This is a genomic window from Roseomonas gilardii, from assembly GCF_001941945.1.
In the GTDB taxonomy this organism is placed as follows: domain Bacteria; phylum Pseudomonadota; class Alphaproteobacteria; order Acetobacterales; family Acetobacteraceae; genus Roseomonas.
Window position 1 is genome coordinate 136775 of record NZ_CP015583.1, and the last position, 15021, is coordinate 151795.

At 70.5% G+C, this 15021-nt stretch carries 14 protein-coding genes; 8 read left to right on the forward strand and 6 right to left on the reverse strand.

The genetic code is table 11. From position 1 onward, the window contains the following. Window positions 1-5: 5 nt before the first annotated feature. Window positions 6-716 (forward strand): alpha/beta hydrolase, encoded by a 711-nt coding sequence (locus RGI145_RS00625; RefSeq protein ID WP_075796818.1) that lies wholly within the window; start codon window positions 6-8, stop codon window positions 714-716. 382 nt (window positions 717-1098) lie between these two features. Here the strand turns inward: RGI145_RS00625 and RGI145_RS00630 are convergent, their stop codons facing one another. Then, complete coding sequence (locus RGI145_RS00630; protein ID WP_027281489.1) at window positions 1099-2745, reverse strand: stimulus-sensing domain-containing protein; 1647 nt, start codon at window positions 2743-2745, stop codon at window positions 1099-1101. Window positions 2746-2855: 110 nt separating this feature from the next. Then, entirely contained in the window at window positions 2856-3557 is a 702-nt protein-coding gene (locus tag RGI145_RS00635) for a response regulator transcription factor (RefSeq protein ID WP_027281488.1), read from the reverse strand. A gap of 57 nt (window positions 3558-3614) precedes the next feature. Between RGI145_RS00635 and RGI145_RS00640 the strand changes: the two genes are divergently transcribed. From RGI145_RS00640 to RGI145_RS00660, 5 genes are all read left to right on the forward strand, one after another. Then, entirely contained in the window at window positions 3615-4340 is a 726-nt protein-coding gene (locus RGI145_RS00640; protein WP_237183152.1) for a HugZ family pyridoxamine 5'-phosphate oxidase, read from the forward strand. A gap of 195 nt (window positions 4341-4535) precedes the next feature. Continuing rightward, window positions 4536-6134 (forward strand): phosphoenolpyruvate carboxykinase (ATP), encoded by a 1599-nt coding sequence (gene pckA, locus RGI145_RS00645; protein WP_083670234.1) that lies wholly within the window; start codon window positions 4536-4538, stop codon window positions 6132-6134. 367 nt (window positions 6135-6501) lie between these two features. Further along, window positions 6502-6870: a hypothetical protein gene (locus tag RGI145_RS00650; protein WP_075796820.1), complete on the forward strand. Its 369-nt coding sequence runs from the start codon at window positions 6502-6504 to the stop codon at window positions 6868-6870. 555 nt (window positions 6871-7425) lie between these two features. After that, entirely contained in the window at window positions 7426-8337 is a 912-nt protein-coding gene (locus RGI145_RS00655) for a LysR family transcriptional regulator (RefSeq protein WP_075796821.1), read from the forward strand. Between the two features lie 115 nt (window positions 8338-8452). Continuing rightward, the gene (locus tag RGI145_RS00660; RefSeq protein ID WP_075799713.1) at window positions 8453-9886 is read left to right on the forward strand and encodes a DUF4403 family protein; all 1434 of its coding nucleotides are present in this window, start codon (window positions 8453-8455) and stop codon (window positions 9884-9886) included. A 281-nt stretch (window positions 9887-10167) separates the two neighbouring features. Here the strand turns inward: RGI145_RS00660 and RGI145_RS00665 are convergent, their stop codons facing one another. The 3 genes from RGI145_RS00665 to RGI145_RS00675 all read right to left on the reverse strand — a co-directional run bounded on the left by RGI145_RS00665 (window position 10168) and on the right by RGI145_RS00675 (window position 12132). Then, window positions 10168-10551 carry a hypothetical protein gene (locus tag RGI145_RS00665; RefSeq protein WP_075796822.1) on the reverse strand — a complete coding sequence of 128 codons (384 nt, stop codon included), beginning with the start codon at window positions 10549-10551 and terminating at the stop codon, window positions 10168-10170. Window positions 10552-10914: 363 nt separating this feature from the next. After that, the gene (gene recR / locus RGI145_RS00670) at window positions 10915-11514 is read right to left on the reverse strand and encodes a recombination mediator RecR (protein WP_075796823.1); all 600 of its coding nucleotides are present in this window, start codon (window positions 11512-11514) and stop codon (window positions 10915-10917) included. Between the two features lie 273 nt (window positions 11515-11787). Further along, window positions 11788-12132 (reverse strand): YbaB/EbfC family nucleoid-associated protein, encoded by a 345-nt coding sequence (locus RGI145_RS00675; RefSeq protein ID WP_075796824.1) that lies wholly within the window; start codon window positions 12130-12132, stop codon window positions 11788-11790. Between the two features lie 227 nt (window positions 12133-12359). On the opposite strand from RGI145_RS00675, the gene RGI145_RS00680 reads away from it, so the two are divergent. Beyond that, window positions 12360-13538, forward strand: coding sequence for an aminotransferase class V-fold PLP-dependent enzyme (locus RGI145_RS00680; RefSeq protein WP_075796825.1), 1179 nt, complete (start codon window positions 12360-12362; stop codon window positions 13536-13538). An 84-nt stretch (window positions 13539-13622) separates the two neighbouring features. Further along, window positions 13623-14147: a cupin domain-containing protein gene (locus RGI145_RS00685; protein WP_083670236.1), complete on the forward strand. Its 525-nt coding sequence runs from the start codon at window positions 13623-13625 to the stop codon at window positions 14145-14147. A gap of 4 nt (window positions 14148-14151) precedes the next feature. Here the strand turns inward: RGI145_RS00685 and RGI145_RS00690 are convergent, their stop codons facing one another. Next, entirely contained in the window at window positions 14152-14949 is a 798-nt protein-coding gene (locus RGI145_RS00690; protein WP_075796826.1) for a helix-turn-helix transcriptional regulator, read from the reverse strand. Window positions 14950-15021 lie beyond the last annotated feature (72 nt).

The window sequence follows — 15021 nt, forward strand, 5'->3', positions numbered from 1 at the left end:
GCCACATGCCCGTGCCACCCGTCGCGCCAGATCCAGAAACCAGGGTACCGGAGCGGGTCCTGCTGCTGCACGGCATCGCCCGCCGCGCCGCCTCCATGTCCGTGATGGAGCATGCGCTGAGCGCCGCCGGCTACGAGACGCTGAACATCGACTACGACGCGCGCCACAAGCCGCTGGAAGCCCTGGAGGAGGATCTGCATGAGGAGGCCGGGGCCTTCCTGCAACGTCCCGGCGGCCGGGTGCATGTGGTGGCCCATTCCATGGGTGGGCTGCTGGCGCGGGCCTACATCACGCGTCACCGCCCCCCGGCCCTGGGCCGGATGGTGATGCTGGGCCCGCCCAACGCGGGCAGCGAGTTGGCCGACCTGCTCTGCGGGCAATCCCTCTACCGCCCCCTCTATCACCGCGTCTTCGGCCCCGCCGGGGCACAGCTCGTCACCACGCCGGATGCGGCGCTGGTCGCGCTGCTCGGCCCGGTGGATTATGAGCTGGGCGTCATCGCCGGCGACCGCGCGCTGAACCTCCTGGCCTCCTGGTTCGTCCTGCCCGGGCCGAATGACGGCAGCGTCTGCGTCGCCCGCACCCGGGTGGAGGGAATGGCCGACCACATCGTGCTGCACGTCACCCACACGCTCATGATGCGCCACCCGGAGGTGATCCGGCAAAGCCTCCACTTCCTGCGCCATGGCCGGTTCGACCATGCGGTCCCGACCTGACGCCAGGGCCGATATCTTGTCTTTCCCGTGTCGTGCCCCGTGGCCGCCCGCCGTGGGAGAGGCGCTGCCTCTCCCACACCCTCTCCGCCGGGGACCGAAGCCGGTCCCCGGACCCCGGGCTTTCGTTGGCTCCCGTGGCAGCCGTCAGCCCGCGGCGCGATCCTGGGGAGCAGGTGGATCGGCGGGGCTCCCGAAAGAAAGACAAAACATCTGTCCGTGCTCGTAGCCCCGGCAGTCCGCCGGAGAGCATGGCTCTTCGGCGCGATCCGGTCACAGGAAGAACCAACGAACGGGGTCCAGGGCGCGCAGCGTCCTGGCGGATAGGGGGTCCGGGGGACAAGGCGGAGCCTTTCCCCCGGGGACGGCGCAACGCCGACCGGCATCAGGCCTTCGGCAGCCGCACCACGAAGCGGGCACCGGCGATGCCGCCATCCTCGCCGCGGCGGTTCTCGGCGGTGATGCGGCCATTCAGCCCTTCCACGATCTGGCGGCAGATGGACAGGCCCAGGCCGGAATGCTGGCCGAACTGCTCGCCCTTGGGTCGCTCGCTGTAGAAGCGGTCGAAGATGTTCTCCAGCTTGGCTTCGGGGATGCCCGGGCCTTCGTCCTCCACCGCGAATTCCACCACGTTGCCCGTGGTGCGCGCCCGCACCCAGACCGTGCCCTTGGGCGGGGAGAAGGAGACGGCATTGCCCAGCAGGTTGCGGAAGACCTGCACCAGCCGTCCCTCGACGCCGCGCACCACCAGGCCCTTGGCCGGTGCCTCCAGCTCCATCACCGGCGCATCCTCGCCCAGCGGGCTGTTCTCGCGCGTTGCGGCGTGCAGCTCGGTCAGCGCGGACAGGATGGGCGCGATGTCCACCGGCTCCGTCGCCGTGCGGGAGAGCTCCGCATCGACGCGGGAGGCGTCGGAGATGTCGCCGATCAGCCGGTCCATCCGCACCGCGTCCTCGGCGATGATGGCCAGCAGCCGCGCGCGGTGCTCCGGATTCTCGATCCGCCGCAGCGTCTCGATGGCCGAGCGCACGGAGGTCAGAGGGTTGCGCAGCTCGTGTGCCACATCGGCGGCGAAGCGTTCGTTGCTGTCCACCCGCGCCCAGAGCGCGGTCGCCGCCTCCTGGAAGGAGCGGGCCAGCGTGCCGATCTCGTCGCCCCGCTCCAGCAGCCGCTGCGGCACCGATCCGGCGCGGCCCTTGCCCTGGCGCATGGCCCGGGCGGCGGAGGCCAGCGCCAGGATCGGCGAGGCCAGGGTGCGGTTCAGGTAGAGCGACAGCGCGACCGTCAGCACCAGCGCCATGGAGAAGAGCGCCAGCACCGAGCCGCGGATCTCGATCAGCCGCTGGTCCACCTCCCGAGCCTCGCGGGTCAGCAGCACGATGCCGACCGGCTGGTTGGCCCGCCGTGCCGGTTCCGCCACGGAGACCAGCAGGCGCCCGTCGGCGGTGCGGCGGACATAGGGGTCCACGCCGCCCTCCAGCGCCAGGCGCAGCTCCTCCCGCCGGTCCGGCCCGCCGGCGGTGTTGTTGAACTCCGGCTGCCAGTCGAAGGAAGGCGCGTCCGGCCCGACATCCACCACCACGTCGTCCGGCGCGCGTGGCACGCCCCAGCGCAGCAGCGTGGTGATCAGCCGGTCGGCAAAGCCACCAACCGGGCCGGGCGGGCTGGGCGGGGGCAGGGGCTCGGTGACGATGTTGCCGTTGGCGCTTTCCCGCACCCGGCTGTCGGCCACCAGCAGCCCGTTGTTGTCGAAGAGCTTGGCCTGGGTGGCCGGGCTCGGCTCGGTCAGGCGGCGCAGCAGCGGCCGGGCGATGTCGGGCACCAGCACCGGATGGTCGTCCTGGATGCGGACGGCGGCCTCGGCCACGCCATTGGCATAGATCCGCGCCTGGGTCCGCAACGCCAGCACCTCCCCGGCCAGCAGCCCGTTCTGGTACTGGTCGAGGTAGAGCAGCGAGGTCGCCAGCAGGAAGGGCGGCAGCGCGTTGAGCAGCAGGATGCGCCGCAGCAGCGGCGACACGTTGCGGCGCATGCCCAGCCAGCCGCGCGGCCGCTCGTCGCGGGCGGAGGCCGCGACCGCGTCATGGGCCGGGCCGCCCGGCGGGGAGGCCCCGGGGCCGAGGGTGGCGCTGCCGTCGGGCATCAGGCCTCCTTGTAGCGGTAGCCGATGCCGTAGAGCGTCTCGATCTGGGAGAACTCCGGATCGACCACGCGGAACTTCTTGCGGACCCGCTTCACGTGGCTGTCGATGGTGCGGTCATCCACATAGATGTTCTCGCCATAGGCGGCGTCGATGAGCTGGTCCCGGTTCTTCACCATGCCCGGGCGGATGGCCAGCGCCTTGACCAGCAGGAACTCCGTGACCGTGAGCTGCACCTGCTGGCCTTTCCAGAGGCAGGTGTGCTTGGTCTCGTCCAGCACCAGGTCGCCGCGCGACAGCACGCCCGTGGCCGCCACGCCCGAGCCCTCGGCGCGGGAGGCCTCGTTGCGCCGCAGCAGGGTGCGGATGCGCTCCAGCAGCAGGCGCTGGGAGAAGGGCTTGGTGATGTAGTCGTCGGCGCCGAGGCGCAGGCCCATCAGCTCGTCCAGCTCGTCGTCCTTCGAGGTCAGGAAGATCACCGGCAGGCTGGTGCGCTGCCGCAGCCGCTGCAGCAGCTCCATCCCGTCCATGCGCGGCATCTTGATGTCCAGCACGGCGAGGTCGGGCGGCCGGGCGAGCAGGCTCTGCAGCGCGCTTTCCCCATCCGTATAGGTCCGCACCTGATAGCCCTCCTGTTCCAGGGTCATGGAGACCGAGGTGAGGATGTTGCGGTCGTCATCCACGAGGGCGATGGTCTGGGGCATGGTCAAAGGGCGTCCGGGCGTTCCGTGATCGTTGGCTCTGGATACTGGAGGTAGATTGTGGCGCAACCGGGGAGCGGCAACGAGGAGGGGTTCGCGGCGGGCGCGAGGGCGCGGGGCCTGATGCGAGGCGCGGCCGTCGCCACTCTGGCCACCCAGGCCGGCGGACAGCCCTTCGCCAGCCTCGTCACCCCCGCCGTGGCGCCGGACGGCGCGGTCCTGCTCTTCCTCTCGACCCTGTCCGAGCACACCCGCCATCTCCTGGTCGAGCCGCGCTGCTCCCTGCTCTTCACCGGCCCCGCGCCGGAGATCAACCCGCAGACCGCCCCGCGCGTGACGGTGACCGGCCTGGCCATCCCCGTGCCGGAGGACGAGGCGGATGCGCTCAAGTCGCGCTGGCTGCTGCGCCATCCCTATGCGGCGCTCTATGCGGGATTCGGGGATTTCGACCTGTGGCGGGTGCGGCCTGCGGGCGCGCTGCTGGTCGCCGGCTTCGCCCAGGCCCGCCGCCTGCGCGGCGGCGAGCTCGCGCCGGACCCGGGTGCCGTGGCGGCCGTGGCGGGGGCCGAGGCGGAACTCGTGGCGGAGCTGAACGCCGGCCATGCCGCGGCCCTGGCGGCGGCCGGCGCCCGGCTTTCCGGCGGCCGGACAGGGGCCTGGAGGCTTCTCGGCCTGGATGTGGATGGGGCCGACCTGGGTTGCGAGGAAGCTGTGGTCAGGCTGCCCCTGCCTGTCCCCGCCACCTCGCTCGAGGCATTGCGGGACGGATTGCTCGCGCTGTTGTGAGGGAGGGCAGGGCAGGGCAGGGAGCCTTGTCCGTCCCAGGTCAGGAAGGCGGCAAAATAAATATTATTGAGACGATATAACTTTTTTTACCGGAAATCCGACCCTCCCGCCACATGCCGGGATGGCATGGACAGCTTGAATCTTTTATATGGTTGCGGACTAAGCGCCCGTTTTCTTTCAGGAGGTCATGCCGGAATGTCAGTCACGCCCCTCACCGCTCTCATGGGTACCGGCGTCTCGGCCGACACGGTTCACGCGAATCTGACGGCTGTGGGTCTCTACGCCCATGCCCTGCGGCGGGGTGAGGGCCGGCTCTCCGCGGATGGCGCCTTCATGGCCGTCACTGGCCAGCACACCGGCCGCTCGGTGCAGGACAAGTTCGTGGCCGACGACCCCGAGGTCTCCAAGGAGATCTGGTGGGGCAAGGTCAACCAGAAGCTCGACCCGGCGAAGTTCGAGGGCTTCACCGCCGACGTCCGCGCCTGGCTCGGCCAGCGCGAGGAGCTCTTCACCGAGGACCTCTACGCCGGCGCCGACCCGGCGCACCGGATCAAGGTGCGGCTGGTGACCACCAATGCCTGGCATGCGCTCTTCGCCCGCAACATGTTCATCCGCCCGCCGGTGGAGGAGCTTGAGGGCTTCGAACCGGACTACGTGATCCTGCACGCGCCGGAGATGGAGGCGAAGCCGGAGCACGGCGGCCGTGCCAACTCCACCACGCTGATCGCACTCTCCTTCGCGAAGAAGCTGATCTGCATCGCGGGCACCTCCTATGCCGGCGAGATCAAGAAGAGCATCTTCACCGTCATGAACTGGCTGCTGCCGGCCGAGGGCGTGCTGCCGATGCACTGCTCCGCCAATGTCGGCAAGGACGGCGACACGGCGCTGTTCTTCGGCCTGTCCGGCACCGGCAAGACCACGCTCTCCTCCGATCCCGAGCGCAAGCTGATCGGCGACGACGAGCACGGCTGGTCGGACAAGGGCGTCTTCAACTTCGAGGGCGGCTGCTACGCCAAGGTCATCAAGCTGAGCCAGGAGGCTGAGCCGCAGATCTGGAACGCCTCCCACCGCTTCGGCACGGTGCTGGAGAACGTGGTGGGCGACGAGCGCGGCAACCTCGACCTCGAAGACAATTCGCTGACCGAGAACACTCGCGCCTGCTACCCGATCGAGTTCATCCCCAACACCCAGCCGAAGGGCATGGGCGCGGTGCCGAAGAACGTGGTGATGCTGACGGCCGATGCCTTCGGCGTGTTGCCGCCGATCAGCAAGCTCTCCTCCGCCCAGGCCATGTATCACTTCCTTTCCGGCTACACGGCGCGCGTCGCCGGCACGGAGAAGGGGCTGGGCAAGGAGCCGCAGGCGACCTTCTCCACCTGCTTCGGCGCGCCCTTCCTGCCGCGCTTCCCCGAAGTCTACGGCAAGATGCTCTCGGAGCTGATCGAGAAGTACGGCGCCGATTGCTGGCTGGTGAACACCGGCTGGTCGGGCGGCGCCTATGGTACCGGCAGCCGCATGAGCATCAAGCACACCCGCGCCCTGCTGCGCGCGGCGCTGGACGGCTCGCTGGCCCAGGCCGAGTTCGAGACGGAGCCCTTCTTCGGGCTTTCCATCCCGAAGAACGTGCCGGGCGTGCCGGCCGAGGTGCTGAACCCGCGCGCGGCCTGGGCGGACAAGGCCGCCTATGACCGCACCGCCGCCGACCTGCAGTCGCGTTTCGAGAAGAACTTCGAGACCTTCTCCGGCTCGGTCGGCGAGGATGTGAAGGCCGCCGCCATCAAGGCTGCCGCCTGAGGCGACAGGTCCGGCCCGGGCTTTCCCCGGGCCGGACCATTCCCCCGGGGGGCCTTGCCGCCCGGCCTGCATGTCCGGCCTCCATCCGGCACGCCCGCAGGGTGGCGCTCCCGGCACAGATGCCCGCTTCCGCTTCCGTTCCAGCCCCGGCATTCCCACATCCCCTTCGCAGCCACAGGGGCCTTTCTCCTGTCCGGGCAGCCCGCCATGGGGCTCCCCTCGATGGCGAAGCCAGAGGAAGATCTTTTCCATCATATGAACTGATCGGTACGATCGGTTTTTTGCCCATTCCGGCGATGCGATATGCGGTGCATATCGTCCTCACCGACGAGCAATCAGGCCCGTCAGGCTCCAAGAGGCCAAGACGATGTCCCCCATCTCTTCCCATATCATCGCCACCACCCTGGCCCTGTCGCTGGGTGCCTTCGCCGCCCCCTTCGCCGGCGCCGCCGAGGTGACGGACTTCTCCAATGCCGGCTCCTCCGGCATCCAGGGTACGCCCGCCTATGAGGCGACCACCTATGCCCTGGCCGGCTCCACCCCCCGCAACACCAGCAATGCCGGCTCTTCCGCCGTCGGCCTCGGATCGCCCCTGGTGGCGCGGCAGGTGATGCTCAGCCGGAACGGCACCGGCGCCTCGCCGACCGACTTCTCGGGCTCCGGCTCCAGCGCGGTAGGCGGCGGCTACGGCACCCAGGCCCGCGGCTTCCACCGCACCCTGGTGGCCTCGCGCTGAGCGCCCAACCCTCTTGGAGGACGCTGTCATGGTCGTGATGGATCATCCCGTTCTCGCCGAGTGGCTGCAGCTCTTCGGCATGCTCTCCCTCTCCGGCGCGGCGGTCTTCGTCGGCCTCGCCATCCGCTCCTTCTGCCGCGGCTAGGGCCCGGCCCCTGATCTCGGAGGACACCCCCATGGACCCGAAGACGAACGAGGCGGACGCTTCCTCCCCGCTGTGGATCTCCCTGCTGCTGGACTGGCTTTCCAGCCATCCGCGGCAGGCCCCCCGGCTCGGCTGAGGCCCCAACTCCCTCTTCCCCCCACGTGAAACAGGGCGCCCTCCCCCGGGGGCGCCTTTTTTCATGCCATCACGCCTGCCCGGCCCCCATCGGACCCGCCGCGGGCCGGGCATCCGGAAACCTCCGGTCTCGAACCATTGTGAAGGCGAAGGGCGGCGCCAGCACGGGCCCGGAGCCCTATATCCCGCTTTTCACGATCCCGACGGGGTGGTGCCGGCACGGCGGTGCGCGACGGTTGACAGCCACCCTGCCGCAGCGGAGACCGCGGACGGCCATGAACAAGCTGCAGGCCATGGAGGTCTTCGCCAAGGTCGCGGAAACCGGCAGCTTCACCCGGGCCGCCGAGGCCATGGACCTGTCGCGCTCCGCCACCAGCGACCATGTCGCGGAGCTGGAGCGGCACCTGGGCGTGCGGTTGCTGAACCGCACCACCCGCCGCGTTAGCCTGACCTCCGAGGGGCAGGTCTTCCTGGAACGGGCCCGGCAGGTGCTGGACCTGATCGGCCTGGCGGAGGAGGAGGCCAGCGTCGGCGCCCTGACCCCGCGCGGCCGCCTGCGGGTGAACGCGCCCGTCTCCTTCGGCCAGCACTACCTCGCCCCGCTCGTCAGCACCTTCCTCGCCCGCTATCCGGAGATCGAGCTGGAGCTGGTGCTGACGGACCGGATCGTGGATCTGGTGGAGGAAGGCTACGACCTCGTGCTGCGGGTCGGACGCCTGCCCGATTCCAGCCTGATCTCGCGCCGGATCACGACCTCGCGGATGCTCCTCTGCGCTTCGCCCGCCTATCTGGAACAGCACGGTACGCCCCGCCACCCGGCCGATCTGGCACGGCATGCCTGCCTGCACCTGATCGGCACGGCCTGGCAGACCTGGAGCTTCGAGGGGCCGGATGGCGCCGTGTCCGTGCCGGTGACCAGCCGCTTCACCGTCAACAACGTGGATGTGCTGATGCAGGCGACGCTGGATGGCGCCGGCCTCTGCCTGCTGCCGCTGAACCTGACCCAGTCGGCCCTCCGCGAAGGGCGGCTGGTGGAGGTGATGCCGGATTTCCGGGGGCGGGAACTCATCCTGCATGCCGTGCAGCCGCCGGGGCATCTCCCCGTTCCCAAGACCCGTGCCCTGATCGACTTCCTGACCGAGCATTTCGGCCCGCGCGCCCAGCGGAACGGGGGCGGAGAGGCATGATGCGCCGACCCGGGAAAGCGGCACTTCCGCCTGGGCCGTCGCGCCGCCCGTGGTGAGGCGCGGGGCCACGGGCATTCCGCCCCGGCGCTGGCCGGGCCGGCTGGCGCGCGGGCTCGTGGCGGGCCTGCTTCTCCTCGCCGGCGCGGGCGGGTTTCTCTGGCTGCGGGACCGGGACCTGCTTCTGGCCAGCGAGCCGGAGCGCCGCGCCGCCCGGCTGGACCTGCCGGCGCAGGAAAGCGCCGTCGCCCTGCAACTGCGCCTGCCCTTCGGCCTGCTGCGCCAGGCGGCGGAACGGGCCGTGCCGGCCGAGTTCCATCAGGCGAGCGAGGCGGATGCCGGGACGCTCTACGATCTGGTGATCCGGCGCGAGGGGGGCTTCACCCTTTCGGAAGCCGGGGGCCGGCTGCGGGTGCAGGTGCCTCTCTCGGTGTCCGGCTCCGTCGGGCTCGGCGGCGGGCTGGCGCAGCTCTTGTCGCTCGACGAGAAGAGGATCGACGCCGCCGCCATGGTGCAGGCGGATCTGGGCCTGACCCTCGATCGCGGCTGGTGCCCCGCGGTGGACATGGCGGTGGACTACCGCTGGACCCGCAGCCCGCGGCTGGAAATCCTCGGCGGCGTCTGGATCGGCATCGAGGAGCGCGTCCGGGCGCAGGTCGAGACGGCCCTGCGCGGCCTGCCGGAACAGCTCGCGAAGCTGATGCCCTGCGACACCATCCGCCGGCAGGCGCTGGAGCTCTGGCAGCCGCGTGACATCCGGGTGCAGCTTCCCGCCGCGCCGCCGCTCTGGATCGGCATCCAGCCGCAATCGGTCGGCCTGTCGGAACTGGTCGTGGAGCCCGGGCGCCTGCGGGTGGTGCTGGGCCTGCGCGCCCGCACCAGCATCGCATCGCGCAAGCCGGAGGCCGCCCCGCCGGGCTTCCTGCCGCCGCTCGACGCCCTGCCGGAACGCTGGAACGAGCGCGACGGGCGGCTCCGCCTCTCGCTGCCGGTGCGCGCGGGCTATGACATGATCCGCGACTGGCTGATGCGGGAATTCGGCAACCGCGACATCCCGGTCGAGACGCCGCTGGGCACGGCGCGGCTTCGGGTACGGGAGATCTTCCTCTATCCCAGCGCCCCCGCCATCGCCCTGTCGGTCCGCTTCAGCGCCGACCTGCCGGGATACTGGCCCGACACCACGGGGCAAGTGGTCTTCTCGGCGCGTCCCGTGCTGAGCCGGGGCGGCACGCGGATCGGGCTGGAGGATCTGCGCTTCGCCCGCAGCCTGGACAGCACGGTCTGGTCGCTGGCCACGCTGGTCTTCGAGCGCCAGCTCCGCGAGCGGATCAGCGAACTCGCCGTCTATGACCTCAGGGACGTGACGGACGGCGCCATGGCGGAGCTGCGGCGCCGCCTTTCGGACCCCGCCTTCACCGGCGGGCTGCGCGTGACCCTGACGAAACCCAGCCTGCGCCTGGAGCAGGTGGTGCCGGAGAACGACGCTCTGACCGTGCTGGGCACCGCCGAGGCGGGGGTGGAGGCCGAGGTGACGGACCTGCCGGTGCCGTAGCGCCCGCGGGAGACAGTACGATTTGCCCGTTGCTGTGCATGGCTCGGGAAGGCTTCGCCTTCCCCGTATCCGCCAAGCACCTGGTCAGACGGATATGCCGGGCCCTGGACCTCGCCTTAGCTGGCTCTCGCTGTGGCCGGCAGCGCAGACGAGGTGCTGTCCTTCTCCCGGGAGAACCGCCGATTCATTGGCGCCCAGGGATCGAGCCTCAGGCTGATGGTCATCACGGCGCCAGCTCGGGCCCGGGCTCCGGGCAGTGTCTCGGATGGCGGTATGGATCGCTACAGATCCGGGTTGTCGACTTTGCAGCCTATGCCATGGCAGCCGATATAGTTGCCCCGGGTATCGAAATTGGGGTTTCCGCCCTTGTCGAACTGGGGTGTGGTGTCGATGAAGCCGCCACTCGATCCCGAACCCAAGGCGTCCCTTCTCGCCTGAGCATCCCGGTTCTGCTGCTCCAGCCAATCCATCGTCTGGCGTTGATCCCGACCACGTTGCCTATCCTGCGCCATCATGCAGTCGGCGAAACGGTTACTGCCCGCCTGGTAGCCATAGGATGCGCATTTCTGCTGATCCAGCACGTTCTGCTCTCCGGCGCTGCCGCATCCGGCGAGCGAGAGCAACGCGACTATGAAGACCGGATATGTCCAGCTTGCAGGATGCATCACGCATGTCTCATCTGGCGGTTCTGGGGACGAGGCTCGCCCGATCGGAAAACATGCGGGTCCCGGTAACCGATGTCAAAAGTGTCTCGGGCTCCGGAATGCTGTCGCCATGAGCGAGGCTGCCGAACGAGACGCGGCCGGGATGCATGCATGCGGTACCGCTGGCGGCCTGTGCGTGTCAGGCGACATCAACCCGCCGCATCTGCCGTCTTGCAGCCCAGAATTGAACCCGATCGGGAATGCCCGAGCCTGCTGCGACGCCCTGAGCCGGCACGCACAGCGACCAGACCTCTCGCGGCCCTCGGTACAGGGGGGTCATGGACGCGGGTCATGCCCCGGCATCGCCCGTATCAGACCTGCCCGTCAGACCGGCCGGCGCGCCCGCAGGGCGGCAGCGAGGGTGCCGTCGTCGAGCACGTCCAGGGCGCCCCCCATGGGAACGCCCTGGGCGAGGCGCGTGACCTGCACCGGCAGGTCGTGCAGCCGGTCATGCAGGTAGTGGCCCGTGGTGGCGCCCTCCACCGTGGCGGGGAGGGCGAGGATGACCTCGCGGATGCCATCTTCCGCGACGCGCCGCACTAGGGACTGGATGCGCAGGTCCTCCGGCCCCACCCCGCCGAGCGGCGACAGCACGCCGCCCAGCACATGGTAGAGGCCACGATGCGCCCCGGCCCGTTCCAGCGCCCAGAGATCGGCCACCCCCTCCACCACGCAGACCAGCCCGCGCTCGCGATGCGGGTCGCGGCAGACATGGCAGGGGGAGGCGGTGTCGAGATTGCCGCAGACCTCGCAGGGCCGCACCGCCTCGGCCGCGATCCGCAAACCGTCGGCGAGGGGCAGCATCAGCCGCTGCGGGTCCTGCAGCATCTTCAGCACCGCGCGCCGCGCCGAGCGCCGGCCATAGCCGGGCAGACGCGACAGCAGGCCGACAAGTTGTTCGACGGGGTCGTTGGGATGGTTCATTCCATGCTCCGCGCCGCACCTTCCGCACCGCAGCGGGGCGCGAACCGGGCCTGGCCGATACCCGGAACATATAGGGATCGGCGGGCGCTTCCGCGAGGGTGCCCGCCGCGCCGCATCCGGCCGCCGAGGGGGCCGGATGCGGCCCCTGGCGGATGGAGGCCCGCGCGCCGGGATGGCTTCCGGGATCGTTTCCCGGTGCTGCCTCATGGGGGCGGCCCTGGGATGCGCGGCCCTGGGATGTGCCGCCGGGGAGGCGCTGGCGGCCCGGCCGGTTCAGAACGGCAGCTTGAAGCCGCCCGGCAGGCCGCCGCCCATGCCGGGGATGTTCAGCCCGGCGGTGGCCTTCTGCATCTCCTCGGCCATCATCGCCTCCACCTTCGCCTTGGCATCGGCATGGGCAGCGATCAGCAGGTCCTCCAGCACCTCGCGCTCCTCCGCCGCCATCAGGGAGGGGTCGATGGTCACGCTCTTGAGGTCGCCCTTGCCGGACAGGGAGACCTTCACCATGCCCGCGCCCGACTGGCCCTCGACCACCTGGGCCTCCAGCTTGGCCTGCATCTCCTGCATCTTCGACTGCATCTGCTGGGCCTGCTTGAGCATGTTGGTCAGGTTCTTCATGCGCGGATGTCCTGGCTGAGGGTTGTCGGAACGCGCCGGAAGCCGCCGCGCCCTGGGATGTCTCCCCCGGTATCTAGGGCAGGGGTGGGGCTGCGTCACCGGCCCGCCCGGTTTCCGCTCCCTGATTCCGGGCGGCGATCCGCGCCACGGGCCGGCGGCCTTGGCAGCCCCGGCGGCGGGGATGAAGCTGGCCACCGGATTCCGGAGCGGTTTCCGGAGGGGGCGGCATGATCGACATCGAGAAGGTCCGGGCGGACACGCCGGCCACGGCCCGGCGGGCCTATCTGCACAATGCCGGGGCTGCGCTGATGCCCGTGCCGGTGGTCGAGGCGGTCAAGGCGCATCTGGACCTGGAGGCGGAGATCGGCGGCTATGCCGCCGCGGCGCAGGAGGCCGGGCGGCTGGACGGGGTGTACCGCTCCGTGGCGCGCCTGCTGAACACGGCGCCGGAGGAGATCGCCCTCACCGAGAATGCCACCGTGGCCTGGCAGATGGGTTTCTACAGCCTGCCCTTCGGGCCGGGCGACCGCATCCTGACCGCCGAGGCGGAGTATGCGGCGAACTACGTCGCCTTCCTCCAGGTGGCCCGCCGCACCGGCGCGGTGGTGGAGGTGGTGCCGAGCGACGAGGTCGGGGAGCTCGACCTCGCGGCGCTGGAGCGGATGATCGACGGCCGGGTGAAGCTGATCGCCGTCACCTGGGTGCCGACGAATGGCGGGCTGGCCAATCCGGCGGCCGCGATCGGGCGGATCGCCCGGGCGCATGGCATCCCCTATCTCCTCGATGCCTGCCAGGCGGTGGGGCAGATGCCGGTGGATGTGCGGGCGCTGGGCTGCGACATGCTGTCCGCCACCGGGCGGAAGTTCCTGCGCGGGCCGCGCGGCACGGGCTTCCTCTATGTGCGGCAGGGGCTGCTGGAACGGCTGGAGCCGGTGGTGATCGACCATTTCGCCGCGCCCTGGGTTGGCCGCGACGAATACCGGCTGCGCGGCGATGCCCGCCGCTTCGAGACCTGGGAAAACAACTACGCCGCCCGTGCCGGGCTGGGGGTGGCGGTGGACTACGCGCTGGAACTGGGGCTGGAGGCGATCGAGGCGCGCTGCCACGCCCTGGCCACCCGGCTGCGGGAGGGGCTGCGCGCGATCCCCGGCGCCACGCCGCGCGACCTGGGGCGGAACCCCTCGGCCATCGTCAGCTTCACGCTGGAAGGACGGGAGGCCCGCGCCGTGGTTGCCCAGGCCGGGGCGGCGGGGATCGTCATCGGAGCCTCCGACCCCGGCAGCACGCGCATCGATGCCGAAAAGCGCGGGTTGCCCAGCCTGCTGCGCGCCTCGCCACACTACTACAACAGCAAGGCCGAGATCGACCGGCTGCTGGAATTCTGCGCCTCGGTGCCGCCGGCCTGAGGGGCCTCAGCACGGCAGGCTTGCCGAAGCCGGGGGCGCGGCCCCATGCTGCTGGGAACAAAGGGAATTCCAGAGGGAACGTCCATGCGACTCGCGCTTCTCTGCGGTGGCCTCGGCATTGGCTTCATGGCCGGGCTACTGGCGGCGCCGGACCTGCCGCGCCTCACCACGCCGGCGGAGGCCCAAACGGCGGCCAGCCCGGCCATCAGTCCGGCGACCGGCCCGGCAACGGGTCCGGCAACCCCGCCTCCCTTGGCCGCAGGCCTGATCAACCTGACCGGGCTGAGCGAGGATGAGATCGGCCCCCTGGTCAGCGGAACCGACCTGCGCTCGCGGACCCTGGTGGTGACGGAATACGGCACCGTGGCGGTGCAGAGCGGCAATGTCTTCAAGCACTACCATGCCGACGCCAACGAGGTGCAGCTGGTGCTGGCGGGCAGCGGCTCCTTCTGGCTGGGCGACCGGGAGGTCCAGGTGAAGCCGGGCGACCTGGTCACCATCCCCAAGGGCACGGTCCATGCCGGCTCCCAGGCCACGGAAGGGCGGTTCCGCGTCCTGGCGATCAAGCTCCCGCCGCAGCGGCCGGACGACACGCACCGCGTGCCATAAGCCCTCAGCCGGAGGCCGTGGGCAGCAGGGTGACGAGCTTGTGCTCGGGATGGGCTGCCGGAACCAGGGTGACCTGCTCGTAGCGGAGCTCCCCATCCTCCGGATGCAGGAAGCCGCGCAGGCCACCCTCCCGCGCCAGCACGGCATGGCTGTTCCAGAAGCGGGTGAAATCGGGGCTGCGCCGCAGCAGATCCTGCACCAGGGTCCGCATGGGCGGGTCCTCCGGATGATGCGCCGTGTCGGCGCGGAACTCGGCCAGGAGGCGCCGGGCGCGGTTGTCCCAGTCCAGGATGAAGCGCCGCGCCAGGGGATCGAGGAAGACCCAGCGCAGCAGGCAGGGCTCGCCGCTGGCGAACCAGGGCGCGAAGAGCCACTCCCCGGCCGCGTTGCGGCCCCGCACATGCCAGAGCCGGTCGAGCAGATAGGCCGGATGGGGCAGGCTCTCCAGCACGGCGAGGAGTTCGGGCGGGGCCGCCGCATCGGCTTCGGCGGGCGGCGGGGCCGGGTCCAGCCGCCGGGCCAGTTCGAACAAGTAGTGCCGTTCCGGCGGGTTCAGGCGCAGCGCATCGGCCAGGCGTGCCAGGGCGGCGGCGGACAGGGCGATGTCGCGGCCCTGTTCCACCCAGGTGTACCAGGTGGTGCTGAGGCCGCAGAGCTGCGCCACCTCCTCCCGCCTCAGGCCGGGCGTGCGGCGACGGGCCAGCGGGTTGGTCGGCTGCCCGGCGGCCCCGGGGCTCAGCGCCTCGCGATGCGCGCGCAGGAAGGCACCCAGGAGGTGGCGCTGCCCGGCCGGGAGGGTCATGCTCGGAGAGTCGTCATGGGGGAAGTTTTCATACCCGTATAAGCGGGCAACTTATACCAGTCGCCGGATGGG